Source organism: Butyrivibrio sp. AC2005 (assembly GCF_000424145.1).
Taxonomy (GTDB): Bacteria; Bacillota; Clostridia; order Lachnospirales; family Lachnospiraceae; genus Butyrivibrio.
Genome location: NZ_KE384138.1, coordinates 173,144 through 199,898 on the forward strand (window position 1 = coordinate 173,144; position 26,755 = coordinate 199,898).

The 26,755-nt window shown below is 41.6% G+C and carries 23 protein-coding genes; 2 read left to right on the plus strand and 21 right to left on the minus strand.

Annotated features, from left to right (window positions below):
• Nucleotides 1–34 precede the first annotated feature (34 nt).
• The 9 genes from secD to G602_RS0120870 form a co-directional block, all read right to left on the minus strand.
• On the minus strand, nucleotides 35–2,314 hold the full coding sequence (gene secD, locus G602_RS0120830) for a protein translocase subunit SecD (protein WP_026660756.1): 2,280 nt from the start codon (nucleotides 2,312–2,314) through the stop codon (nucleotides 35–37).
• A 20-nt stretch (nucleotides 2,315–2,334) separates the two neighbouring features.
• The gene (gene scfB, locus G602_RS0120835; RefSeq protein ID WP_026660757.1) at nucleotides 2,335–3,762 is read right to left on the minus strand and encodes a thioether cross-link-forming SCIFF peptide maturase; all 1,428 of its coding nucleotides are present in this window, start codon (nucleotides 3,760–3,762) and stop codon (nucleotides 2,335–2,337) included.
• Nucleotides 3,763–3,905: 143 nt separating this feature from the next.
• Nucleotides 3,906–4,055, minus strand: coding sequence for a six-cysteine ranthipeptide SCIFF (gene scfA / locus G602_RS27790; protein WP_022762634.1), 150 nt, complete (start codon nucleotides 4,053–4,055; stop codon nucleotides 3,906–3,908).
• Between the two features lie 132 nt (nucleotides 4,056–4,187).
• Nucleotides 4,188–5,498, minus strand: coding sequence for an HlyC/CorC family transporter (locus G602_RS0120845; protein ID WP_155830011.1), 1,311 nt, complete (start codon nucleotides 5,496–5,498; stop codon nucleotides 4,188–4,190).
• Between the two features lie 151 nt (nucleotides 5,499–5,649).
• Nucleotides 5,650–6,312: an HAD family hydrolase gene (locus G602_RS0120850; protein WP_026660759.1), complete on the minus strand. Its 663-nt coding sequence runs from the start codon at nucleotides 6,310–6,312 to the stop codon at nucleotides 5,650–5,652.
• Nucleotides 6,313–7,728 carry an MATE family efflux transporter gene (locus G602_RS0120855; RefSeq protein WP_242835696.1) on the minus strand — a complete coding sequence of 472 codons (1,416 nt, stop codon included), beginning with the start codon at nucleotides 7,726–7,728 and terminating at the stop codon, nucleotides 6,313–6,315.
• Between the two features lie 291 nt (nucleotides 7,729–8,019).
• The gene (gene hisS / locus G602_RS0120860; RefSeq protein ID WP_026660762.1) at nucleotides 8,020–9,288 is read right to left on the minus strand and encodes a histidine--tRNA ligase; all 1,269 of its coding nucleotides are present in this window, start codon (nucleotides 9,286–9,288) and stop codon (nucleotides 8,020–8,022) included.
• A gap of 25 nt (nucleotides 9,289–9,313) precedes the next feature.
• The gene (locus G602_RS0120865; protein WP_026660763.1) at nucleotides 9,314–9,586 is read right to left on the minus strand and encodes a hypothetical protein; all 273 of its coding nucleotides are present in this window, start codon (nucleotides 9,584–9,586) and stop codon (nucleotides 9,314–9,316) included.
• Between the two features lie 145 nt (nucleotides 9,587–9,731).
• Complete coding sequence (locus G602_RS0120870) at nucleotides 9,732–10,538, minus strand: alpha/beta fold hydrolase (protein WP_196808738.1); 807 nt, start codon at nucleotides 10,536–10,538, stop codon at nucleotides 9,732–9,734.
• Between the two features lie 253 nt (nucleotides 10,539–10,791).
• On the opposite strand from G602_RS0120870, the gene G602_RS0120875 reads away from it, so the two are divergent.
• A complete protein-coding gene (locus G602_RS0120875; RefSeq protein WP_026660765.1) occupies nucleotides 10,792–11,595 on the plus strand; it encodes an FRG domain-containing protein in 804 nt (267 codons plus the stop codon).
• Between the two features lie 12 nt (nucleotides 11,596–11,607).
• Here G602_RS0120875 and G602_RS0120880 read toward each other — a convergent pair whose 3' ends face one another.
• The 10 genes from G602_RS0120880 to G602_RS0120925 form a co-directional block, all read right to left on the minus strand.
• Entirely contained in the window at nucleotides 11,608–12,888 is a 1,281-nt protein-coding gene (locus G602_RS0120880; RefSeq protein WP_026660766.1) for a metallopeptidase TldD-related protein, read from the minus strand.
• 119 nt (nucleotides 12,889–13,007) lie between these two features.
• On the minus strand, nucleotides 13,008–14,438 hold the full coding sequence (locus G602_RS0120885) for a TldD/PmbA family protein (protein ID WP_026660767.1): 1,431 nt from the start codon (nucleotides 14,436–14,438) through the stop codon (nucleotides 13,008–13,010).
• 65 nt (nucleotides 14,439–14,503) lie between these two features.
• Nucleotides 14,504–15,529, minus strand: a complete 1,026-nt coding sequence (locus tag G602_RS0120890) for a DUF2207 domain-containing protein (RefSeq protein WP_026660768.1) — start codon at nucleotides 15,527–15,529, stop codon at nucleotides 14,504–14,506.
• Nucleotides 15,530–15,670: 141 nt separating this feature from the next.
• Nucleotides 15,671–16,252, minus strand: a complete 582-nt coding sequence (locus G602_RS0120895; RefSeq protein ID WP_026660769.1) for a hypothetical protein — start codon at nucleotides 16,250–16,252, stop codon at nucleotides 15,671–15,673.
• Between the two features lie 161 nt (nucleotides 16,253–16,413).
• The gene (locus G602_RS0120900) at nucleotides 16,414–17,025 is read right to left on the minus strand and encodes a hypothetical protein (protein WP_026660771.1); all 612 of its coding nucleotides are present in this window, start codon (nucleotides 17,023–17,025) and stop codon (nucleotides 16,414–16,416) included.
• Between the two features lie 13 nt (nucleotides 17,026–17,038).
• On the minus strand, nucleotides 17,039–17,545 hold the full coding sequence (locus G602_RS0120905; RefSeq protein ID WP_026660772.1) for a flagellar basal body-associated FliL family protein: 507 nt from the start codon (nucleotides 17,543–17,545) through the stop codon (nucleotides 17,039–17,041).
• Nucleotides 17,546–17,905: 360 nt separating this feature from the next.
• A complete protein-coding gene (locus tag G602_RS0120910) occupies nucleotides 17,906–18,469 on the minus strand; it encodes a hypothetical protein (RefSeq protein ID WP_026660773.1) in 564 nt (187 codons plus the stop codon).
• 120 nt (nucleotides 18,470–18,589) lie between these two features.
• Entirely contained in the window at nucleotides 18,590–19,102 is a 513-nt protein-coding gene (locus G602_RS29425) for a SprT-like domain-containing protein (protein ID WP_026660774.1), read from the minus strand.
• A 48-nt stretch (nucleotides 19,103–19,150) separates the two neighbouring features.
• A complete protein-coding gene (gene larC / locus G602_RS0120920) occupies nucleotides 19,151–20,425 on the minus strand; it encodes a nickel pincer cofactor biosynthesis protein LarC (RefSeq protein WP_026660775.1) in 1,275 nt (424 codons plus the stop codon).
• Between the two features lie 15 nt (nucleotides 20,426–20,440).
• Nucleotides 20,441–21,208, minus strand: coding sequence for an SDR family NAD(P)-dependent oxidoreductase (locus tag G602_RS0120925; protein WP_044933050.1), 768 nt, complete (start codon nucleotides 21,206–21,208; stop codon nucleotides 20,441–20,443).
• A gap of 151 nt (nucleotides 21,209–21,359) precedes the next feature.
• Between G602_RS0120925 and G602_RS0120930 the strand changes: the two genes are divergently transcribed.
• Complete coding sequence (locus G602_RS0120930) at nucleotides 21,360–22,478, plus strand: metallophosphoesterase (RefSeq protein ID WP_044933051.1); 1,119 nt, start codon at nucleotides 21,360–21,362, stop codon at nucleotides 22,476–22,478.
• On the opposite strand, the gene G602_RS0120935 is transcribed toward G602_RS0120930, so the two are convergent.
• Nucleotides 22,475–24,247: an MATE family efflux transporter gene (locus G602_RS0120935; protein WP_026660778.1), complete on the minus strand. Its 1,773-nt coding sequence runs from the start codon at nucleotides 24,245–24,247 to the stop codon at nucleotides 22,475–22,477. The genes G602_RS0120930 and G602_RS0120935 overlap by 4 nt on opposite strands.
• A 145-nt stretch (nucleotides 24,248–24,392) precedes the next feature.
• A complete protein-coding gene (locus G602_RS27800; RefSeq protein ID WP_049945380.1) occupies nucleotides 24,393–26,549 on the minus strand; it encodes an alpha/beta hydrolase family protein in 2,157 nt (718 codons plus the stop codon).
• Between the last annotated feature and the right edge of the window lie 206 nt (nucleotides 26,550–26,755).

Here is a 26,755-nt window from a genome sequence, read left to right on the forward strand (position 1 = left end):
ATGGGCTGCCGCATGTGCGGCAGCCCCTCAGTATTTATTTTGTGAATTTCTTTTTAAGATCAAGCCATATCGGTGATGCGATAAAGATTGATGAATATGTACCTGCTACTACACCGACCATAAGAGGAAGTGCAAAGAAGCGGATATCCGGCACACCGAAGATGAACAATACCAGAACCATGATGAAGGTTGTTATTGATGTGAACAAGCTTCGTGTAATTGTCTGGCTTACTGACTTATTAACAAGCTCTTCAAGCTGATCCTGACGATTCAGGAATATACGGTTCTCACGGATACGGTCGAAGGTAACGATTGTATCGTTGATTGAATAACCGATAATTGTAAGAACTGCAGCGATGAATGTACCACCAACCTGAATTCTTGTAAGTGCATAGCATGTAATAACAATAAGTGTATCATGTGCAAGAGCAATGATTGCTGCAGCACCGAACTTTATATCTCTGAATCTGATCCAGATGTATGCAAGCATAAGTACAAGTGAAATGATCAAAGCTACAATAGCGTCTGCTCGCATCTCATTACTTATTGTTGAACTGATACTCTCAGCTGCAATGCTGTCTGCAGGTACTGAGTAATCAGTCTTGAACATATTGTCTACAGCTTCACGCTGATCAACAGTAAGTGTAACTGTCTTGAAGATAACCTGATTGGATCCGGCAACAGTCTGAACCTGTACGGAACCAACACCTGTGAGCTCCTTGATCTTCGGAACAATCTCTGCATCAAGCTTCTCTGTTGTCCACTGTTCATTGAAGGTTACGCTTGTAGATGTACCACCTACGAATTCAAGACTGTAGTTGAAAGCGCCCTCTCCTCTTCCGGAGTTAACACCCATTACAACAAATCCGATTACAATGATTGCTGCGGAAATGCCGTAGAACAGTTTTCTCTTTGTTGTAAAGTCGAAGAGCTTAAGCTCTTTTGCTTGTCCATACCACTTCTTATCCTCAAGTCCAAGACCATAGAAGATATTTGTGATTGCTCTGGTAACAAAAAGTGCTGTGAACATTGATACACAGATACCGAGCATAAGTGTTGAAGCAAAGCCCTGAACTGTACCTGTTCCGCGAGCTCTAAGAATTACAGCAGCAATAAGTGTTGTGATGTTACCATCAAGAATAGCTGAAAGGGCTTTTCCGTAACCAGCCTTAATAGCTGCCTTAACATCCTTACCACCTGCGATTTCTTCTCTGATACGTGCAAATACAAGCACGTTGGCATCAACGGCCATACCTACTGAAAGGATGATACCTGCGATACCGGGAAGAGTAAGTGTAATCTCAAATGCTGAAAGAAGTAAAATCTCAAGTCCGCAATAGAATGCAAGAGCCACACTCGCTGCAACACCAAGCAGCTTATAAACAACGATCATGAACAGGATGATTGCAATGAAACCAACGATAGCTGCAATCATACTTGTGTGAATAGCATCTGAACCAAGCTGAGCACCTACTACATTTGAACGGAGCTCGTTAAGCTGAAGCTTAAGTCCACCTATACGAATCATTGATGCAAGGTTTGATGCATCTTCAAAGGTCTTCTCACCGGTAATGATTGCTCTTCCGTCAGTAATCTCAGCCTGAACTGTAGGAACGGAAATGAACTCACCGTCATAGTAGATACCGATTGACTCGCCGTTGGCATATGCCTTCTTTGTAGCTTCGGCAAATGCTTTTTTACCATTGTCTGTGAACTCAAGTGATACAACTACTTCCTGAGTATTAGCTGTACCGGAGTTCTGGTAGCCTGCCTCTGCATTAGCTACGTCCTCACCCTTAAGAACGATGGAGCCGTCAGCTTCAAGTTCTTCGATAGTCTTGTTAAGAACGTATCCGATCTCACCATCACCGGAAAGAACATAGTTACCATCCTCATCCTGAGTGAAGCCTGAGTTGTATGTATAGTTATCATTTCCCTCACTGTCAGTCTGAGCTATGAAGTAAAGGTTACCGGGCTGTCCAAGTTCCTCAAGGATCTTGTTTGCATCCGTAACACCGGGAATCTCGATGTTGATTCGGTTTGAACCTTCCTGATATACCTGTGACTCTGTACTGTACTGATCTACACGCTGCTGGAGCTTATAGATTGTATCTGACATATCCTCAGCACTGGGTGTTCCATCACCAAGTACTTCATAGGTGATACTTACACCACCTGCAAGATCAAGTCCGAGATTGATACTCTTAAGTGATCCTGACTTATCGCTTCCAAGGCCGTACACTGATGTGTAACCGAGACCGCCAAGCAGCAATAATGCTACAAGTAAAGCGACTACTGATTTTACTCTTTTCATTTTTTCACCCTCCGTTATACTCATTCGGCCTGTGCAGCCTTGATCATGATAGCGCACTCGATACGCTTTCTCTGAAGCTCACATCCCGTATGATAGGTTGTATTTATATCGCCATTGAAATTATAGGCGTTTGCAGCACAACCTCCGCTGCAATAATATCTTGCAAAGCACTTCTGACACTCAGGTCTGGAGTACACATTGCTCTCTTTAAACTGTTTCTGAAGATCAGGTCTTGTGATTCCTTCAAAAACATTACCCATAATAAAGTCTTCGTTACCGACAAACTGATGACAGGGATAAAGATCACCCCAAGGTGTAACACCAAGATATTCACATCCCGATCCACATCCCGAAAGTCTCTTGGCAACACACGGACCACCTTCAAGGTCTATGTTGAAATGGAAGAAGTTAAAGCCCTTTCCTTCCTTCTGTCTCTGAAGATAGAACTTCGCAAGTTCATCATACTGCTCACAAAGATAAGGGATATCCTCCTCCTTGATAGCGTACCAGTCTTCGGGCTTAGCCACAACAGGCTCTACAGAAATCTGCTTAAAGCCAAGGTCTGCAAGATGCTTAACATCCTCACAGAAATCCAGATTATTGTGTGTAAATGTACCTCTTACAAAATATCTGAGCTGATGACGGCTCTCTGCCACTTTCTTAAACTTGGGAACGATGTTATCATAGGTTCCCTGTCCGCCACGCATCGGACGCATCTTATCATTAACTTCCTTGCGTCCGTCTATTGAAAGGACGATGTTACCCATCTCCTTATTGGCAAATTCAAGTATCTCATCCGTAAGAAGAGTTCCGTTGGTTGTCAGAGTAAATCTGAAGTTCTTATCATGTTCCTTCTCAAGGCTTCGTCCGTACTCAACTATCTTCTTAACAACGTCCCAGTTAAGAAGCGGTTCCCCGCCAAAGAAGTCAACCTCAAGATTCCTTCTGCCACCTGAATGCTTAATAAGAAAATCAAGAGCAGCCTTACCGACCTCCTCGGTCATAAGAGCCTTTCTTCCGTGATACTCTCCCTCATCTGCGAAGCAGTATTTACATCTGAGGTTACAGTCATGTGCGATGTTAAGGCACAGAGCCTTGATCACGGTATCTCTTTCCTTAAATTCCTCAACGTAATTCTCGTATACATCATCCGTATAAAGAACCTCGCCTCTGCGAAGCTCAAGTATATCGGAAATCGCATCACTTAAGTCTTCCTTACTGTATTGTGAAAAGCTCTCTGAAAGTTCATTAACAAGCTCAGGCAAAAGCGATTCATCACTTACAGCGTCTGCGCCCTCTGCAGTAATATCAGCAGACTTAAAGCGCTTAATCAATTGTTCCTCCACGGGATGAATAAGATCAAAAACAATGTCATCCACTACGTGAACGGAACCACTGTTTACATCCAGAACAATATCATAGCCGTTGTTCTTGTATGCATGTACCATATAAAATTCTCACTACCTTTACTAATTGAAATTTAAAATAAGACTTCCCCATAGAAAAAAATGTATTTAGCATAGTTTTCATAAATCAAGCAGCGGCATGGCCGCTGCCTGTTTTATTAGAACTATTTAGTTAAATACACCTATTACTTATTAGCAACCTGCTCGCAGCTCTGGTTACCAACAGTGCAGGAAGTCTTGCAAGCAGACTGGCAGGATGTCTGGCATTCTCCGCAGCCGCCCTTCTTCATAGACTCCTTAAGATTTCTTGTTGCAAGTGTCTTTACGTGCTTCATATCTCGTCTCCTTTTCATTCAGGATTAATACAGAAAAACAATAGTTTTCCACAGTTCAGTAGTATATCATAATTTGAGTCCTGCGAAAAGCACTTTTTAATTAGTAGAAAAAGCTTTATTGTAGCTATTTTTCTATTTTGCAGCATCATCGGAAGATGACTCTGAATCAGTAGTATTTTCCTTTGTTTCAAAAGCGCCTTCAGGTATGTAAACAAGGACATCAGTAATCCTGTTTCTCTTGATTCCGTTGGCTGTGAGCTCAACACCGTTTTCAAGCTTTGTGGTCTCGCCGCCTCTGGGAAGTCTGTCCAGACTCTCAATCATAAGTCCGCCAATGGAATCATAGTCATCGGAATCAAAAGCAGTTCCCAGAGCATCGTTTACATCATCGAGCTTCATGTTACCCTCTACAATGAAACGTCCGTCACCGAGCTCGCGAATCTGCTCTTCCTCATCGGAATCGTACTCATCACGTATCTCACCGACAATCTCCTCAAGAAGATCCTCAAGAGTTATCATTCCGACGGTTGCACCGTATTCACTTAAGACAAACGCAACATTCTGGTAGTTTTTCCGCATCTCCATAAGAAGATCCGCGGTCTTTTTATATTCATAGGTGTAATATGCTTCTCTCAGGTAATCACTGATCTTGAAATTGTCCTTATCCGATACAAGAACAATGTCCTTAATATTGATAAGACCGATGATATTATCCTGATTATCCTCATAGACCGGAATTCTGGTGTACATCTCCTGTTTGAAAACACGCATAACCTCATGGTACTCAGCATCTGCACTAACGCACACCATATCGATTCGAGGAATCATTACATCCTTTGCAACAGCGTCTGAAAACTCAAACACGTTGTAAATCATTTCCTTTTCGCCGCTCTCTATTACTCCGTCCTCATGGCTTACATCAACGTAGGTTTTAAGCTCGTTTTCTGTCATGAGCGTGTGACTGTTTTTGTCCACTCGCAGCACCTTAAGGACGATATCCGCAACCGCATTTACAATCCATATAACAGGTGAGAGAACCTTCATTATAAAAAGAATTACAGCTCCGTAGAACAAAGCCAGATTTTCAGCACTTGTAGTCGCTATTGTCTTGGGAATGATCTCACCGATTATCAGAACAACAATTGTGAGAACACCGGTACCGATACTTATTGCCCAGTCACCCCAGATTCTCTGAACAAAAATAGTCGCAAGTGCCGATGCAGATAGGTTAACTATATTATTTCCGATAAGAATTGCGGAGAGCATATCCTGATACTCATCAAGAATTTTCTGGACTCTTATGGCTCTTTTGTTGTTTTCATCCACCAGAGTCTTGATCCTTACTCTGCTCACGCAGCTCATGGCTGTCTCTGCAGATGAAAAAAATGCCGATAAAAATACAAGCAGTATCAGAACCACTAACTGTATTATGTTTTGTTGCAAGTTTATTTCCTCCTTACCCCTCATCCGTCAGCTTCGCTGACACCTTCCCCCTAAGGGGAAGGCATAAAGAATAATCATATCATCCTTTGCTATAAAGTTAGTTTTATTGTTTGTTAGTTTTATTGTTTGTTAGTTTTATTGTTTGTTAGTTTTATTGTTTGCTACTTTCAACTATGTTGAAAATGTCACCTGGTTTTTGTGCGAAAATTGTGCCACCTGCTTCTTCCTGCTCTTTTCGTGTTCTAAAGCCCCATTCCACGCATATGCAGGGCATCCCGGAATTCTTTGCTGTGTTTATGTCCACATCCGAATCACCAACATAAATGCATTCATCAGCTGTTACACCGAGGCTTTTCATAGCCTCTATAACCGTATCCGGTGCAGGCTTTTTTCGAATGTCCTTTGTCTCACCGATAGCAACATCAATGGTATCCTTAAAGTAAAGGTCAGCAAGCTCTTTTGTCGCAGCCATGAATTTATTGGATACGATCGCCAGCTTATAGCCATTGTCCTTAAGCTTATCTAACAGCTCCGGAATTCCGTCATATGGCCCGCTGTTATCATTACAGTGTATTTTATAGTGTTCTTTAAAATCCGAAAAGACCTTCTCAAACAAAGGATTATCAAGTCCATCGGGAACGCATCTCTCCATAAGCTTTTGAACGCCGTTACCGACCCTGTACTGCACCTCATGTAAAGAGCAGGTAGCCATGCCATGCTTTTCAAGTGCGTAATTTGCGCTGTTTTTCAAATCCTCAAGCGTATATAAAAGTGTTCCGTCAAGGTCAAAAATGACTGCTTTATATTTGGACATTTATGTTGTTACTGCCTTTCCGTCTCCCATCTTTGAGACAACAATTTTCTTTATAATAAAATAACTGATAAAGTGGGCTGTAGCTGTTATTATCCAGGTTACGGGATATGAAATATACAAAACCGTAAGATCGTGATACATCCTGAAAACAGTAAGTATCCACACAATTCTGAGGCCGCAGGCTCCAACAATCGATACTATCATGGGCACTGTGGAATAGCCCATTCCTCTGAGACTTCCGCAGACTACATCCATGATTCCGCAGAGAAAGTAAATGGTGCAGATAACAGCCATACGCTGAACTCCATACTGTATTGTGGCAGGCTCCTTGGTATAAATACCCACCAGCTGAGAACCAAACAGATAGAAGATATTACCCATGGAAGCTCCGACAATGACCACAATCGCAAGACAGGTTCTTAAGACCTTACCTATTCTCTCAGGCTTATTGGCACCCACATTCTGACTTGTAAAGGATACACAGGCCTGGTAAACGGCATTCATGGCCATGTAAACAAAGCCCTCAATATTGGCCGCTGCCGCACTTCCTGCCATAGCCACAGAACCAAATTCATTGATGGAGGACTGAATCAGAACATTTGAAAAGGAAAAGATTGTACCCTGCAATCCAGCAGGTAAACCTACACGAATGATTCTCTTTGCCTTGTCAGCATCAACCCGAATCTTCTTAATATCAAGCCGGTATATCTCATTTGCTGTGACAAGTGCCTTTACTATAAAAAATGCTGATACTGTCTGTGCAAGGATTGTCGCAAGTGCAACACCGGCAACATTCATCTTAAAGCCCATTACAAACACAAGATTCAGAATGACATTGATTACTCCGGCATTCATAAGATAATACAGTGGTCTCCTGGTATCACCTGCCGCGCGAAGCACAGCTGCACCAAAATTGTACAGCATATTAACCGGCATTCCGATAAAATATATACGCATATACAATGTCGATAAATCTATAACTTCTTCCGGTGATCCCATGAGTTCCAGGATCGGTCTTGCAGCAATAATTCCTATTACAGCAATAATAACGCCGCCTATAAGGGCAAGCGCTATTGTAGTATGTACGGTTTCCTCCATCTCCTTTTCCTGTCTGGCTGCAAAGTATCTGGCGGCAAGGACATTTACTCCGACAGAGAGTCCCATAAACACACTAAGGAGCATGTTTATAACAGCTCCTGTGGAGCCTATGGCAGCAACACAGTTTGCACCGATGTCACCTGAAAATTGTCCGACAACCACGATATCTGCCGCATTAAAAAGAAGCTGAAGTATGCTTGATAATAAAAGTGGAATGGAAAAAAGGAGAATCTTCGGAAGAAGAGCCCCCTTAGTCATGTCTATTTCGTATTTTTTGTTTTTGATTCTCATTTTTTTGCCTAAAACCAGTCCCCTCATCCGGCGCTTCGCGCCACCTTCCCCCCAAGGGGGAAGGCTTTATTAAATATATCCATTTCCTTAGGAGGAAACTTTTATTAAATATATCCATTTCCTTAGGAGGAAACTTTATTAAATATATATCTATTTCCTTAGGAGGAAACTTTATTAAATATATCTATTTCCTTAGGAGGAAACTTTATTAAATATATCTATTTCCTTAGGAGGAAACTTTATTAAATATATCTATTTCCTTAGGAGGAAACTTTATTAAATATATCCATTTCCTTAGGAGGAAACTTTATTCCATTATTAGTGCTTAAGCTCAGTCTTATAGAAATCCTTGAAGTCAGCGTAGCCCTGTGCGGTAAGCTGTTCCTTCTGGAATTTCTTGTTTTTATTCATACGAACAACGAGTACCTGTCTGCCTTCGGATCTTTCCTTCTGAGCCTCGGCAATAATCTCTGAAAGCTGCTCACCGCCGATTCCTTTTTCAACAAGGAATGCAACCTTCCCCTTTTCATCGGGAATCTTGAAGCCTTCATCCATCATGATCATAATGATGCGTTCAAAGCCGATTGAAAATCCGCAAGCAGGAGTATCCTGTCCTGTGAACTTACCAACCATCTTGTCATAACGTCCGCCGCCACCGCAGCTTCCGCCGTACTGAGGCATTGCAACCTCAAAAATTGTTCCGGTGTAATATGACATTCCGCGAACAAGTGTGGGATCGAAAACAAGCTCAAATTCCGCGCTCTTTGTAGCATCAACACTTGAAATGATCTCCTCAAGGTTATTCTTAACGTCAGCCTCAAGGAATTCGCCAAGCTCATCTGCGAGGAATCTGATTCCGTCAATAGCACCTTTTCCTTCCACATTCTTGAAAAGGTTAAGATACTTATCAATGCTCTCCTTGGAGAAGCCGTCCTTTTCAAGCTCCTCTGCAACACCCTCTAAGCCGATTTTATCCATCTTATCAAGGGTGATGAAAACTGAATCATAAGATTCCTCCGGGAATCCGCTGTAGGCAGCCATAGCCTTGAGCATGCGTCTCTCGTTTATTCTGATCTGGAAGCCCTTAAAGCCAAGTCTTCCAAGGGTAGTTGTTGTAGCAAGGATAAGCTCTATCTCTGCAAGGTTTGTAGGCTCACCGAGGATATCGATGTCGCACTGCATAAACTGACGATATCTTCCCTTCTGAGGTCTGTCAGCTCTCCATACATATCCCATCTGAAGCGCCTTAAAGGGTGAAGGAAGCTCGTTCTGGTGATTGGAATAATATCTTACAAGCGGAACTGTAAGGTCATAACGAAGTCCTGAATCAGTGAGATCGTTCTCTTCCTTTGCGCTCTCAAGTTTAAGCTTCTCTCCTCTTTTCATAATCTTGAAAATGAGTTTCTCATTCTCTCCGCCCTGCTTGCTGTTAAGGTTTGCCAGGGATTCAACGCAGGGAGTATCAATGGAAGTAAATCCAAAGCCTGCATAGGTGTCCTTGATTATACCTATTACATAGTCTCTAAGCTTCATCTCCTCAGGGAGAATATCCTTCATTCCAGTTACGGGCTTCTTTATAAGTGCCATTTGTTAACCTCTTCTTTCTTTATTTTCACAGCCAGTTTAGCGGGTTGCTGAGTGCTTTGGCGCGCTTTACTATTTCTTCGCGGTTATGCTTGAGATAGAATTCCAGTGCCGCAATTTCATCCTCCGCAAATCCGTCAGATTTAAGAATCTTGTAGCCGGGAATAATACCTTCGGCGGTATCTTCCTCTCTAAGTGACCGTGGTCTTGAGAAATAAATTCTGATAAATGTTTTACCGGACTTTGATGTAAGAAAGCCCGTCTGCGTCATTTTAAATGATTGACCAAAATTCTTTGCCATACTTCCCCCATAAGTGTAGCGAAAATAGTTGCCTCATCAGAGGCATAAGACTTTTATACAATAATAGCATAAAATTCATACATCAAAACATAATATATGGGCGAACAAAAAAATACAAGTCCGCCCATATGCTTTTACTCATCAATTATTCATTTTCCTCGTAAAATTCGAATACTCTTTTTCTGTAATCGGGTGCAGTATCGAAGGCTGCATGGCCGTAGCCGATGTACATGTAAAGCTTAAAATCCGGCCTGTAGTCAAGCTCCTCTGCAATTTCCATTGTAGCGTCAGAATCAAGGACCGCATCCTCATAAACTCCAAGTGCAAGAACCGGACAATTTATCTTTTTTAAACCATCAGTGACATTGATTTTTTTAATGCTTTTTGCAAGAATGACAAATTTCTTCAGCTCGGCATCGGTTACTGTCTTGCTTACATCATTAAAATAATCCTTAAATTGCTCATATACATTTTCAGGATAAATTTCTTTTCCGAATTCCTGATACAATCCCTGTGCATCCTTTGCTTCTGCGAGGCTTATCCACTTATCAAAGACCGCCTGCTGCTGTGGCTGAAGATGCGAGGATGTAGAACCAAGAGCCAGCTTTTTCACAAGCTCAGGATATTCCATAGCAATAACCATGGCTATCATTCCTCCCTGAGAAGCTCCGAACATATACACATCCTTTAGTCCCAGCTCCTTCATAGCATCCGCGGTATCCCTGGCCATATCCTCTATGGCATAACCCTCGGGAACAACTTTTATTCTGTCAAAAACATAGGTAGTATACTCGTCCGCCTTAGTATTATAGCTGCCCTCAATAGCATCAGCAGCACCCATAACGCTTTGAACAGTAAGCCCCGGGAGGATTACAAATATCTTATCTCCATGTCCGAATTTACAATAATCCATTTCGAAATCCTTAGTTTTAACACAACCAAGCTCAGCCATAACCATTTACCTCTCTTTTATATTATTTTCCCAAAAACAGCTATCCTGCATTCCGATATAATTTTATTAAATTACCCACGAAAACTCTATGCATAAATAATAAAATTTTCTCCAAAACACTCCCGGCGCCAAACATTCGCGATAATAAATACCTTATAAAATCTTCATGTTTTCTATATTGAACAGACTTCTTTTTATGTTTACCATTATTTTAGGGAAAAGTTTCATAGCTTCCAAAAATGAGGAATATCACATGATTAATACAGTAAAAATCAATGATATCAGTTCTCTTTTCATGATGATTTCAGAACAGGAATACCGGGATGATCTTGGTCGTTTCAGGGATTTATTCGTTTACAGAGGTATGCCGAACGCGGATTTTAATCTGGTAACCAGTCTGATGAGAACCTGTAAGGATAAGCGAAAAGAGCTTGAGCCTTGTATTTTAAGGAATTTTACAAAGTATGCTGCTCTGGAAGAGCCTTCAATTGAGCGCTCTGTCTGGAGTCAGATGATATTCGGACAGCACCACGGTCTTCCCACAAGACTTCTGGACTGGTCATTTTCTCTGCTGATAGCTCTTCACTTTTCAACATCTGAAATTGATATGGACAAGATGGCAGAACACGACAGCGTTGTATGGCAGATTGACGTTCATGAGCTTCACAGACTTTTACCCGAAAAGTATCGCAACGAGTGCAAGCGTGTTAACAATACCGTGTTCTCAATTGATATGATGGAAAATGTCTGCAGCAGCCTTGCCCAATATGATGAGGATATGGGCGACAGTTCCATGGTAATAATCGAGCCGCCCTCCGTCGACAAGAGAATTGTAAATCAGTTCTCCTTTTTCTCGGTTATCCCCTGTGAAATGGAGGATATTGAGGGGTTCCTGGACAAGAACACCCAAAATACCTACAAATATATCATCGACAAAAGTCTCCGCTGGCAGATCCGCGACATACTGGATCACCAGAACATCTCCGAGCGTATTGTTTATCCGGGACTTGACGGTTTATCCAGATGGATCGGAAGACATTATTTTGTTAAAAGTTAAAAAATCTCCGATTTATTCAATTCCCGTAACACTTACATTTTCAAGTCTTGTGAGCGCGGGAATATTGAAGTTGTCGTATTGTCGCTTTTCCTTTGACATATACATCTCGTTTACAAAATCATTCATGCATCCTGAGATGGACCCGCCACTGACAGGAGTCACCTTGTCACCATCGTGATAGTAACCGAGTCTTATTTCTCCTGCGATATCACCGGATATGGCATCCACAGCAAAATCAGAGAATTCAACTATCTCAAGGTATTTTCCGTTTCTGATTTCATCTGCGGTTTTGGAGCCTCCGGTTATATCAAAATTGCAGGCCAGGTAGGAGTTTTCAATTCCGAGATAGTATCTGAATCTCCTTCCGCCAAAGAAGGTCTTCGGTACATTGTTCTCAAGAACAGACATGTCTCTTATTACTGCGCCTTCCTCATCCACATCAAAGTTCCTGGAGGAATTCGGAAGATTTTTAACTGACTTAAGAGTTACTTTGTCTCCCTTTGCCTTGGGAGCAATATCCTTTCCAATCTCCCAGTCGGAATACTTACTGTAAATAAATCCCGCGTTACACTTTTCAACAAACCAGCTGTAAATCTGAACTGCATCACTTGTCGGGAAAACAACTGCTGCCTTTCCCAGCTTCGGAGTAGGCTTTGCAATAAGCTTGTCCTTTCCGTATTTTAAAACCTCTGCGATGTCTTTTTTCAGATTCTCGCTGTCGCAGGTTCCTGCCTTATACATGCGGTAAAGCTCTATCTCGTGCTCTCCCTCTCTGGCATTTACCACAACCTCAACCATGGATGAAGGATACTCAAAGGTTATGTCGATGCCCTCTGAATTCACAAAGCGTCTTTTGTTCTTTTCAGCAAAAATCTCGTAGGAATTGATGTACTCTGTGTCCGTCTCAGGAAGTGATTTCATTGCTGTAACGAAGTTCTCTGCTATCTGAGATACGTTCACTTCGCTTGCTTTTGAAGCTTCGAATTCCTCGGGTTTATTAAGCTCATAGTACGGGTTCTTCACATTCTCTGCCCTGTCAATAAGCTTGTTTATCTCTTCTTTAATCTCTTCTTCTGATAGTGTGGGGTAAATCTCACCTGAAGCACTGCCCAGCATTTTTCCGTCGTCAAGCTTCTTGTATACCTTGACGTTAATATGTTCCACGTCGCGAACTCTGTTCTGATCAAGCTTATGCTTAATAAAATAGAATTCATAGGCGAGTGTTGTTGTATCTGTAATCTCGTAAGCATCAGCTGAAGATGCCTTGAGAATTTCTATAATTTTATCAGTCATTTTCTATTTTCCTTTCATTTCCCCTCATCCGTCAGCTTCGCTGACACCTTCCCCCCAAGGGGAAGGCAGTATAGGGGCATCCCAGTCTTGCAATAGCCTTGGGGAAGGCAGTATGGGGGTCAACCCAGTCTTGCTATAGCCTTGAGGTATGGGCCGCCGTCAGAGACCTTAACCCACTCTTTATGGCCCTTGCCACAACCGCCGTTACCGAAGGACTCGCGGTCTGTGCTGACCATTGAAATCGAACCGAGAAGATCAGGTACATAGCCTGTCATAACTACAGGCGCTACAACTTTTCCTGTGAACTTTCCATCTATGATTTCGCGGCCTCTGGCCACAATACACTGTATACCCCAGTGCTTGGGATCCTCCATACCGGAGAACATTCCCTCAAGGTAATAACCCTTCTTCACAGATGCAATCATGTCTTCCTTGGAATCACTTCCACTGTCAAACATAGTGTTAGTCATTCTGGTATAAACCTTGTGCTCGAAGTTCTCTCGCTTACCATTACCTGTGGGCTTAGTTCCGAGACGAAGTGCAGCAAGCGCATCGCAGACACCGGTCCTTAAGATTCCGTGATCAATCTCTGTAACATCACCTGCCAGCGTGCCCTCATCGTCAAAGGCATAGCTTGCGACATCAACAACGCAGTTTGCACCTTCGTGCATGGACACAAGATCGGAACCAACACGCTTGTCAATGTACCTGGCACCAAGCGCACGTTCTTTTACAAACATATCCATCTCCACGCCATGTCCGAAAGCTTCATGTGCGATAAGTCCTGTAACCTCAGGACTTGTAATAATCTCATATTCACCGGGAACAACAGGAGAAGCATCAAGCATATCACCGACAGCATTTACAGCCAACTCCACCTTCTCCTCAAGTCCTTCAAGGATTCCCGCTCCGGTTCTTCCGGAAACACCCTCAATAGTCATGGTATTCTTGCCATTCTTAGCACCTATTGCAAGTATTGTTCCTTCTGTGTAAACATAACTCTGGCGCATATCTCTGTTCTTTGTGAGGAACATCTTGCATATATGTGTTGACTTGGCTGATGCAGGTGCATCAATCATATAATCCTTCATTGCCATCGCCCTGTCACTGTAGCTCTGAAGCTTTACCATTAGTGCTCCCAGGTCCACATCTTCAGGCATAATGTCTGTTTCCATCTCTGTGAAAAGTTCACACGGTTCATCATCCAGCTTTGCAGTATCAAAAATCTCAGATGAAGTTTTCTTAATAATCGCAAGCTGATCATCAAGGATATCTCTCAGCTTCCCGGACATAGCTGAAATATCCTCATCCGGCTTATTAAAAGCATATTCACTGTAAAGGCCATCCTTATAAACTCTGACAACGCAGCCTCTCTCTGTTGTCAGGTTTTCACCAGTAATCAGTTTACTCTTCTGTGATGCCTGAATTCCAAAGCCCTTGGAATCACTGGCAAGTATACTTACGTAATCATAACTCTCTGAGAGCTCATCAATGAGCTTTTTAAGGCTCGGAGCAATGCTCTCAAGGTATGATGAAAATTTAGCTTTCATAAATTGTATCCTTCCTATTTTGTCTTTTACTCCCCTCATGAAAGAGCTTAGTGATAATGCAGCTTTTACCAGGCTCCGCCTCCGTCACCTCCGCCACAATCGGACGAACCGCAGTCACCTCCGCCACCACCTGAATAGTCACTGCTATTCCAGCTATTGTACCCGGAGCCTTTCCCTCCGGAAGTCCCTCCGGAAATATAGCTCCATCCAATCAGGAGAATCACCCCAAACGTAGCCATATGTTTCACTGAAAAAATAGTGGCAAGAAAATGCGTAACATCAACCAGCCTCAAATGACGTTTTTTATAATATCCATCCGGAAACCTTATCTGTAATCGCAGGAAATCTCCGGGCGCATACCCTTCTTCGCTACCTCTTATAATGTTATCCTGCAAGGTTCCGTTTATAACCTTATCTGCCATAGTATAAGATAAAACTTTTCCCTTGCCTGGCTCAGTCTGTTTATAAACATTGTATATTATGTCAGACTCCTCAATATCAACCGGCAGTTCAATCTCCCAGGTCACCTTGCCAATATTACGTCCCCAGCCCGTTCCTACAATATCAAATTCAAAAATATCATTTAATTCAAATTCATCCGGACTTAAAATTTCATATACATAGGATAGAGTATAGTGATGTATCCCCGTTATTGTCGTATTCTTATCTCCGATATAAACCTTTTTGTAGGTTTCTGCTCCTGATCCGCCGTACTCATCCTTTGCAATCCATGCAGGTGCATCAAGAGAGCTTACCCTAAGCCCCTTTACCTTAGCCGAAACCGCCTGCGAAGAATTCTCATAATGTATCACATGGTTCTCCAGAAACTGTCTCACAGGACCATGGTGTGGCGTCAAAAAATCATATTCAATATCCTGCGTCACATGATAGGTATTATCATCATCAACTTTCACTTTGACATCCAGACTGTTAATCCTGTAGCCTTCCCCTGTAATAGCTATTTCCCCGGATCTCTCTTCAAGGACATCATCACTCTTGCCATCATCTGCACAAACCGACTTCCCCATTGAAAAAATGATTGCAGTACATATTAGAGCAGATAATAAAAATGTCTTTAAAACTTTTTTCATCCTTTTTCCCCTTTCCCTATAGTTCCCCCAAAGATGAATTATAACATATTAGCACTAAAAAACACTGCTATGATTGACCATATAATCAATTCATAGCAGTGCTTCTATTAGTCTATTTATCTACGGTAACAACTTCATTTATTATTCCTGAATGGAAGCAATCATGCAAGTTGTTATTGCTGAATATCCATCGTCGGACATAGGAGAAAATGTAAATTCCAATACATAGCCGGAATCTGTTGTGAAGCTTACGCAGGTTGCATCTTTTCCGGTCATATCGTACATAACACCCGGCAGACCATTTACTGTAATGTCAGTAATTCCTGAAACCTCATTGTCATCTGCAAGAAATGCTTTATAATCCTCAAGAGTCATTCCGCCGGTATCTATATACATTATTGCCGCAACAGATTTCTTATCCTCTGTGGTATAGTAGCCAATATAACCCTTCTGAATATCTTCTTCCGTCAATTCCTCAGGTTGCATCAAATTGGGAATCCACATCTGGCAATCCACTCCGTCAAACGTAACGAACCTTCCTGCGCCAATGAGTTCTTCCGATCCTTCCTGAGAAGTAACAGCATCCCAGGTAATATCGGTAGTTCCCAAATTTTCCTCTACGACATTTCCCCTTGCCATAGCTGTAACGGGAGTGAGCGTCATACTCACAGCGGCCACTGTAGCCATAATAACATTGAGTTTACTGATCATTTTCCTAATCATAGGCAGTCCCTCCAAATAAAAACTACACACTAAGAAACATGCCCCCAAACTTCCTCCGGTGCGATAACCTTCACACCTATCTGCCAATCATTATACAAAAGCAGCATTAATCCCTTATTAACACTTTATAAAAACTATATTAATTTAATCCATTAAGTTCATTACAGACTCAAAGTAACAAGCATACCGTTACCCGGCAGTTCTGAGGTGGAATAGTTACCAGGCACGAGCTCCTTTATTTCATCAGGGACAATTGCAAAGGGTTCCACCGCAAGCGCTGCTCCATCCTTAATATTTTCGAGTGTATCTATATCATCCGAAAGCTCAAGGCAGGTTTGAATAATATCAACAAAAGGAAGCTCCCATAGTTTCTTTGAAAGTTCAATTAAAGAATCTGTTTTCTTTCTGTCATAAGTTATTTTTCCATCCCTTATTTCCAGCAGCTCATCCTCGGGAATAATGATATGCAGCGTAAATATCCCTTCCTCCGGCCTGTTTATAATAAATGACCTGACTTCTGAAAAAACACCAAAATCATACATGAGCTGGATATAGTCGTTATCTGAATTTTCATCATAGCCAAGTTCAAAATTCTCTTCTAATTTCTTCTGATTGGTCTCTATGATTTCTTCATAGGACATATCCATGGATTGCCAATAGCCGTAGGTGAATTTCATTCCTGCAATCGTCAGCACTTCATAAAAATCCTTTAGAATTGTTCCATAAATATTGTCTCTGTTACATTCTGAAACTATAGAAAAATATGCCGGCATTTTTCTCTCCTGATTACTGATATAAAGATCCGCTTAATTCTATGTTATAAATAAAATCCGAACCAAAAAGGTCCTCGAAGGATTTTAGAATCTCCGCTCTTATTTTGGGCTCATTATCCCTTATCTCATCGAGGGTTGTAGCAGATATTACTGTCGATATCTTTGATTTTATAACGTCCTCATAAGTCCTGAATCCGCCCTTACTGACAAAGCTTTCATAGCCCTTGGAAGACTTATCAAGATATAACACAAAGCTTGTAAGTAAGTAATGATTTTTCCCGGATCCGTCATCCTTAAGCGAAAAGGTCATGTCCTGAATTGAATAGGTCTCCATGTCATCTACAGACACCTCTTTTGCAGGAATCGTGCCGGCATCTACGTCCTCCAGATTCAACGTAACTGTGTAACCGGCATCTTCAAGTACGCGTTTAGCGGTTTCTATATCCATCGTTCTTGACTTTGCACATCCTGCAAGTCCAAGTACCATAATCGGCACTAATACTAAATATGCTCTTTTCATAGTTCCCTCCCGTTAATATCCTCAATTATTATAGCAGATGTCCCTGTTTTTTATCACATGGGATATACATGATGTAGGTGTCAAAAGTACCTTTTGACACCATATGATATACGAATTGCTCCATGACTAAAGTCATGGAGCAATTCTACAAATATTCGGAAACCGCTAATTTACTGCGTAAATTGCTTATTCCTCATATTTGTTCGGGTCATAAAGTCAAAATGCTTAACATGCAAGCATGTACGCATTTTTGACTTTTGACACCTATATCATATACATAAAAAAGAGGAATTCCTCCGCTATATGGAAGAATTCCTCTTAATAGTTTTATTTGCTTACTCTTTTAGAGTACATGCCACATTACTGTCCCTGGAAGAAATCTTTATAAGATGTATGAGAATCCAATCCAAGAGATCCGCCATCAAGCATATAGAAATCTGTATCAGAAGCATTGAAAACCATCACGAATTTTCTATCGTTGATCTTAATAATTCTCTTCGGTGTGCAGAATACTTTTCCATGTAAGGAAATAAATACAGGATTCGCAGGCATTGTGAAGCCTTCCTTTACATCAAATGTAACGCCGGCTTCTGAGATACCTGTAGGAAGAGTAATGTGAAAAGCACCAACAATATTAGCACCAAGCTTATCAGCAATCTTCATAGCTGTTCCTGTATAAATAGGATTAACATGAGTAATAACCGCTGTCATTCCGGTTACATCATCCTTACCCTGCTTAACATCGCCAACACCTGTAGAAACAGGAATAAATGTATCGTGCTCAACCCACTCAGCCCCAAGAACTGCATTGTTCTCAAGCTCTCCGGGAACAACTCTGTCAGGGCACTGCGGAGCAGCGCTGGCTGAAATAGTCATTGCACAAAGCATAGTAGCTGCCATAAGAATTGAAAGTTTTCTCTTCATTAACATTACCTCCATAAGAAACGTATAAGATTAATACTGTAACAACTTCACTATGTAACATCATATCCGATATTAGTAAAGATACCGTATAAAAAGGATAAAGATTTTATTAAAACTAAGTCAGTCTACAGTATGCCTTGACCACGCCACAGCACCGCACAGGGTGCAGCCATAACGGCGGTAGTTTCTTGTAAATTTGGAGTCACGTTTTCTGTATATTTTCGCACCGCATCCCTTGCAGGTAAAAACATATTTGATAGCCATTGGCTTGCTCTTATAATCTTCCACACCTTTTTCGCTTCCCTTGGTTATGCGCTTTATATTGTATCCGTAGGTGCGGTTCATTATATCGGCATAGTGCTTCCAGCTTCCCGAGTGCTTCATACTGTCCTTGCAGGTATGAAGAATCTCATGGATCATTGTCTCAAGCACAGCCTTTTCAGGTATCCTGTCATCAGTGAGGAGCGTAGATGAAATCTGAATTGCATAGGTTCCGTCAATGTTCTTTTTGCATTGTCCCCACCTGGTCTTTGCTCTTTTGTTTATCTCCCAGGATACTATGTTACCTATCTGAATTCCTGCATTTTTAATATCATTAAGACTCTTTTCTTTTAATGCTTCAAAATCTTTCATGAGTTACTTTTTTCTTTCTTTTTATCTCTATCAATAATAGACGCATTATCATTTCGTTTCCAATGCTGTCCCTTTAGATCTGGCAATTCTTGCAAGGTCCTCATATTCTTTTTTTTCACGCATTACACCATATCCGCTGACTTCCTTCACACGGATTTCCCCGTCAGGAGTATTGACCACTTTTTCTTCGCGGTGCAGAATGTAGCGCTTACAAAGATTTTCACGAATCCCGATTGTGGTTGTGTGTTTAAAAATCTTTCTTACAAATTCCTGCTTTTGATTTTCCTTACACAGGACCGTAAGCATGGTTCCGGGGCGGTTTTTCTTCATTCCGATTGGAGTTGTGAAAACATCAAGCGCTCCCTCTTCCATCAGGCGCTCTGTTGCAAAACCAATGGCTTCAGGTGTCATGTCATCGAGATTGCATACAAGCTCTGATATTACGTCCGTCAGCTCATCAGAAGCTTCATCGTCGCAGTTTCCAAGCATAGTTCTCACACAGTTCGCCTGGGCGAAATCCTTTTTACCCATTCCATAACCAATCTTTTCCACACTCATAACAGGCTGACTTCCAAATCCGTCAGCAAAATATTTAATGAGTGCCGCTCCTGTCGGAGTACAAAGTTCTCCCTTTACATCTCCGCTGTAGCTTGGGATTCCGTTAAGCAGAAGCGCTGTTGCAGGTGCCGGAACAGGAAGAATTCCATGTGCACATTTTACCTGACCGCTGCCCACATGTATAGGTGATGCTATTACCTTCTGGGGTGCAAGCTCGTGCATAATGAGACATGCTGCTGCAATATCAGCGATCGCATCCATCGTTCCCACTTCATGAAAATGTACTTCGGTAACCTCACGGCCATGAACCTTACTCTCTGCTTCAGCTATAAGCTTGTATACGTTCATGATATCAGACTTAACTGATTCAGGTATATTGAGTTTCCTTACAATATCCTCTATGTCCGATAAATGTCTGTGATGATGTGAGTGGGTATGGGCATGGTCATGATCGTGCTCATGGCTGTGCTCGTGATTATGTTCATGCTCATGATTATGCTTGTGCTCATGGCTGTGGTCATACTCATGACTGTGCTCGTGATCGACATCCTCACTTACTTCTTCCTCGCCATTTACTTTTACAGCAAGATGGCTTCCCACAATACCGCATTTTTCACTCTTTTCCAACGAAAATGTAACTCCGGGAATCTCCATTTCCGAAAGCATATTCATCATCTCTTCGCGATTGTCGCACAGCTCAAGAAGCGCTGCAGATAACATATCTCCTGCAACTCCCATTTTACATTCTATGTATAAAGTTTTCATGCTATTTCCTTTCTCTCACTTATCGGAATATATTTTTTTCTTCTGCTGATGCCCAACCATCGTAATAAGCAGACTCTCGGGAATAAAATGCTGAAAAGCTATAGCCAGCTTCATCCTAAGCGTCGGCACAATAACTGTTTTCCTCTTTCTCATTCCTTGAAGACACTCGGAGACGCACTTCCTGGCAGATATTCCCTTTAATGCAAATATCACATCAGCGTTGCTGTTAAATTCAGTATCCACAGGTCCGGGACACAGACAGCAGACATACAGGTTACTGCCCTGCTCTTTCAGCTCTCTGGCCACTGCCTTGGTAAGGGATACAGCATAAGCTTTGGAGGCATAGTATGTAGCCATGTAGGGACCTGCAGGCAGAAGTCCTGCTGAGGACGCCACGTTGAGAATCGTTCCCTTCCCCTGCTTTTTCATTTTCATAAGGACACCTTTAAACAGTATATGCATCGCAATATCATTGACGCGGATCATTGAAATTTCCTTATCCACATCTGTTTCAAAAAAATTCCCCGCTGTGCCAAATCCTGCATTATTTATGAAAACATCTATGTGTTCATCTTCAATTTCTTTCAGGAGCTTTTTGCACTGCTCTTTCTCTGATAAATCCGTCGTAATTATTCTGCATTTTTCACCCAGCGTTTTCTGCATGGCAAGAAGCCTGTCATAGCGACGACCTGTTAATATCAATCTGTATCCTTTTGATGCAAAGGCCTTAGCGAATTCATTTCCGATTCCTGAGGTTGCTCCGGTAATAAAAACAGTTTTCATGATGGGTTCTCCACTCGATCTCTCTTCTTCAATTTTACTAAATTAAAATTGAAAAAGCCTATTTCTGATATTATATCATTGAAGCAATTAATATACTTGTTTAGAATGAGTTATAATTACAAAAAAGCAGTTTTTACAGAGGAAAAAAATCATGTTTATATGGTTATTACTTTTGATATTGGCGCTGTCACTCGTATCAGTCGGCGCGATATATATGACAGTACAGGTTTCGAAATTCAGCATAATGAGGCGGTCAAAAGAAAAAAACCGCTTCCTGGGGTATATTTTTTCATTTCTTATAATTGCCGTATGCTTTGCAGCAGTATGCTTTTTTATGTCAGTTGTTGACGCTGTTGTGGTGTTATTAAGCACCCTTATGTTCTTTTTGCTATTTGGAATTATCGGCAGGATTATTGGAAAAATCAGACATAAGGACTACAAGAATTATAACGGCAAAAATCTCATCGGTGCGCTCGCTCTCATTGCTTCTGTGATATATCTTTGTATCTCTTATTATCTCTGCGTCAATATATGGCAGACAAGGTACGACCTGCACACGGATAAGGATCCCGGTTCACTGAAAATTGCCATGTTCGCGGATTCCCACGTAGGAACCACCTTTGATGGTGATGGTTTTTATGAAAAAATGAAGATGATCGAACAGGAAAATCCCGATATTCTGTTGATTCCGGGAGATATGGTCGATGACTGGACCACTAAGGAAAACATGATAAAATCCTGTGAAGCACTGGGCAAACTTAATATAAAATACGGTGTCTACTTTTCATTTGGAAATCATGATGAGGGCTATTACGAAGACCGAAACTTTTCAGGAACAGATCTTAGAAATGCCCTGAAGGAAAACGGCGTTCATATCCTTGAGGATGAGTATGAGCTCATTGATAACAGATTCTATATCGTAGGAAGGCGCGACAAAAGTATGGGGTCAAGACAATCCATGGAGGAACTCCTGTCAGATCTTGACACCTCTAAATATATTGTCGTTCTTGATCATCAGCCTGCTGACTACGATGCTGAGGCAGCAGCCGGCGCTGACCTTGTAGTATCCGGTCACACCCACGGCGGACAGCTGATTCCCCTCACCTACCTGGGGGAATGGTCTGGCGTCAATGACGCAACCTATGGCCATAAGAAGATTAACGGAACCGACTTTATAGTAACCTCTGGCATCTCCGACTGGGCAATCAAATTTAAATCCGGCACCAAATCAGAATATGTAATCATTACTGTAAACTCTGATCCAGGCTAATAATCAAACTTCATAATCAGGGTGTTTACGCCGGCATTGTTGTAATAATCAATCTGCGTCGCTCTCTTACTGACAAGTCGAAGACCGATATTTTTAAAGGGATCGTCAATATTGATAAGATCAACGTATTTTTTCGGATTGAATTCCTTACAGTTGTCTCTTATCCTGACCGTCAGCTTATCCTTTAAAACAAGCCTGATATCAACCGAATAGTTTTTGTTCTTACCACCATGCTGCAGAATATTATAGGCCATCTCTTCTATACAAAGCCCGACATTATAAGCTATTTTATGAGACGCCCCTTTTTCCTCACAAAAATTAATCATTTTATCGCTAAAGCCAACGATTTCATCAACATTCTTAATGGAGCACTCCACTACCTCCATACCTTCACATCCAAATTCATCAGGAAGCTTAAGTATGGCAGGGAGTGATAAATCAAAGCTCTTTTTCCACAATAATACAGATATCAGTATGACGATAATACACGCTATATCAACTACCGTGTTAGACAGCCATGCCGCTGTTATCCCCAGAACCGGAACTGTAATAAGCGTTACTATACCTACCGATGCCACTTCTGATACAGATATAATATTAAGAAGTTCCATTTTACCCTGAGTCTGATATGACTTAAGCAAAATATTTAAATACAAATTTGGAATCAGGAAGGTAAATGCCAGAACAAACATCCATCTTGACATCTCCTGCATTTCCAAACTTCCAGGAAAGAAAAGAGCTGAAAGCGGTCCTGATAATAGTGCCATCGCCAGGACAGTGGCAGTACAGCTTATCCCGCCAACAATCATAGCTATCTTTGAAACCTCAAGATAGCTTTCCCTGTCCTCTTCTCCATAGTAAAGGCTGGCAAAGGATGCATAGGTATTGTAGCAGCCTCCTACAACCGCACCTACAATTCCGCATACGGAACACATTACATTTGCCACAGCAACTCCATCATTCCCTGTATAATTCTTGAGAGCATAGTTAAAGGAATAATTCTTTATTATGAGTCCTATTGAAAACATAAGGGAAGGAACGCCTCTGTAACAGGCAGCCAATACAAGTCTCAAGTTGAATCCTGCAGCAAATCTTAATGCATAAATCTTGTCTTTGTTCAGGAATCCAGGCAAAAGAACCAAAAATGATGCTATGCTACTTAACGTAGATGCAAGTCCTATGCCTAATAGTCCCAAAGGCCCGATAAGAGTCATATCACCAATAATATTGCCGCAAATCATAACTGCGGTACTGAGATAAGATCTCTTCAGATCATTATTAAATGACGTCAGGGACATAAGCATCGCAGCGAGTCCCTGAGGCACCATTCCAACGAAATATCCCGTTATATACTGCATCAAAAGTGTGTGCGCATCACCATCAGCGCCAAGCAGTGTAGCAAGAGGACTTCTGAATAAAAAACACAACATCGAAAAAATCCCCGTTACTACAATTATGGACATAAAAGTACTTAAAAACAGCTGATCTACGCGATCATTGTCGCCACTGCCTACATAATTGGCGCATAACATCTGAGTTCCAATTATAACAACACTCGTAAGACCTACCGCAACAACTACAGGTGAGAAGAAACCTACTGCAGCCAGCGCCTCTTTTCCCATAAACTGTCCAATAAAAAGATTATCTATAAAACCACAGGCGCAGGTAGCGACAAGGACAAAGACATTACTGATCATAAGTCTTAAAAAAGAACCCAAAATGAGTTTTTTTCTTGCCAGGTTATAACTTGCATACTTCTCATCTGCCATAGCCAACCCACCTCAATTCACAGGTTTTTGTGCACATTTTTGCACAAGAAATCTTACAATTGTTTTGTTGCATGGAAACCCGTCTATAATTATAAATCACAATAGTAAAATCCCTATAACGACAGAATTAAGATGATATAAAAAGTTATTTGGTATGCTTTTCAAACCAGTCGGTTATTTCCTTAAGCCTTCTGATTCTGTGCATGGGTTTTCCCGATCTTGAAAGCTCGTGATTTTCACCGTGGAAAACAATCATTCTGGTTTCGACACCTCTCACGGTCATCGCCTGCATCATCTGCATTGCCTCAGGAAGCGGACATCTGTAGTCCTCATCACTGTGCAGGAAAAGCGTGGGAGTTTTAGCATTGTCGACATATTTTAGTGGGGAGTGATCCCACAGTGCATCGTGGTTTAACGTCTTATAAAAATCTTCATAATCCACTCCGTTCTGGTCGGGTCCAAAATAGGGTCCGATATCGCTGATGTAAGTCATTGAAAGCCAGTTGGAAATCGATCTCTGGCTGGCAGCGCAACAGAATCTGTCTGTATGAGTGACAACCCAGTTGGTCATGAAACCACCGTATGATCCGCCTGTCTCACAGATTCTGTTTTCATCAATTGAGGGATACTTTTCAAGTACAGCATCCACAAAAGCCATCAGATTTTTATAATCAGTTCCGCCATAGTCTCCGCGAATATCCGCAAAGTAATCTCCTCTGCCGTCGCTTCCCTTTATATTTGTAAACATAACAACAAAGCCCCTTGCAGCCCATACCTGCATCTCATGGAAAAAGCTGTTGCAGTATACACATCTGGGTCCGCCATGGATGTCGAGAACTGCCGGGTATTTTTTGGAAGCATCATAGTTCTCGGGAAGAAGCACCCAACCGTGAAGCTCCAGACCTTCTGATTTATAATCTATCCTCTCAGGCTCAGCAATATACAGATCTTTTAGATGTTCCGTGTTGTGAGATGAAATCTGTGTCAGAACGTCCCTGTTATCAGCAGGAGTATAGTGCTCCTGGTCCTTAATCTCAGATGTCTTTAAATTCTTTTTGGCAATTGTGTAAATCTCAGGCAGATGATTTTTGTCTGAATAGCTAAGGACAAAGTTCTCATCTATTATGTCAAAGAAATAGATATCACCTGAAAGATCAAGAACGACCTGTTTATTACCTGTAGCGAGCTCGATTCTTTCTATCGCTGTGTGATCCTCAATTGTGGCAAGAGTGTACAGCACCATTTTGCCATCTTCCTGCAGGAGCTTAGCCTGCTTACCACCACCGATTGCCATATCACCAACTATGCTGTTCCCAATTGAATGTGTAGGTTTATAGGCGTCAATCTTCACAATCTCATTATCCTTTACAGCATAAAGATTTGTGGACTGATTTATTCCGTAGTCTTTGTAATCTGATGCAAAAACATATGCTTCGCCATCCTTAACCTCAAACTGTTCAATTCCAATGTTGTGGCGATTGTATACTTCGGTAAGTTTTTCTGTTTTTGTGTCATAACAGAATAAGTCATTGTAGAATTCCGGTATTTTTGTTGCCTTTTCTCCGGTGAAATATATCCTGTCTCCGTCTATTTTGAAGTCGTTAACATTGAAGTCTGGAGCTGTTATGCGGATTAATTCAAATGCATTCTCTTTCTTCATGTTATCCGTTAAGGACTCGGATTCTTTGCATTCATTGATGCTTTCTGTTTCTTCCGACTTGGGTCCTTTCTCAATGGAGTCGCCTTTTCTGCGCATTATAAAAAGCGCATCTCGTTTCCCTTCGCTGACGCCTTTTCCATTGAACCAGTAAGGAACTTCAGTGAAAACATCATAGTCTTCCTCAAGATTCTTTTTCTTATCTTCGCTCTTCTTTTTCCTTGTATCTGCATCATCAAGATAGGCATCCGGATCCTTTTCTTCAATCTGTGCTGTGAATGCATAGAGCCCCTCTGATATTTTCTTTATATCTCCCGGTGCTACAGGAAGCTTTGCCCAGAGCTTAGCCTCACCGCCATCTATGGAAATCGTGTAAAGCTCAGCGTCCTCAGACTTTTCATCCCCGGGCTTTTTTCTGCTTATTATGAGCTCAGAATCGCTATTCCAGAAGGATATTGATGCATCTATAGTTGCTGTAAGCTGAAAAGGCCTGCCATTTTTCACAGCCCACACATCTCTCCTGTAGGTGTTCTTATCAGCATCTGCATATGCCACATTGTAAACATATGCCGTGCCACCCGGGTTATATAGCAGATTCTCAAGGTAGCGGTATTTCAGGATATCTTCGATCTCAACTCTTTTCATTACAGTTCTCCTCTTATTGCGAATATTTTTAAATAATACTCATGCTCAAGCCTGTACATTTTAAAATGATACCACAGTATTCACGCTATGACATACGCGAAATTTGCCGTTTTCCTAGCTATGATTGCACAACTAATACCCTGATTTTGTCTCGTTTTGTTGTTTGCAGGGTTAGGTCTTTACAACAAGTACCCTGATTTTGTCTT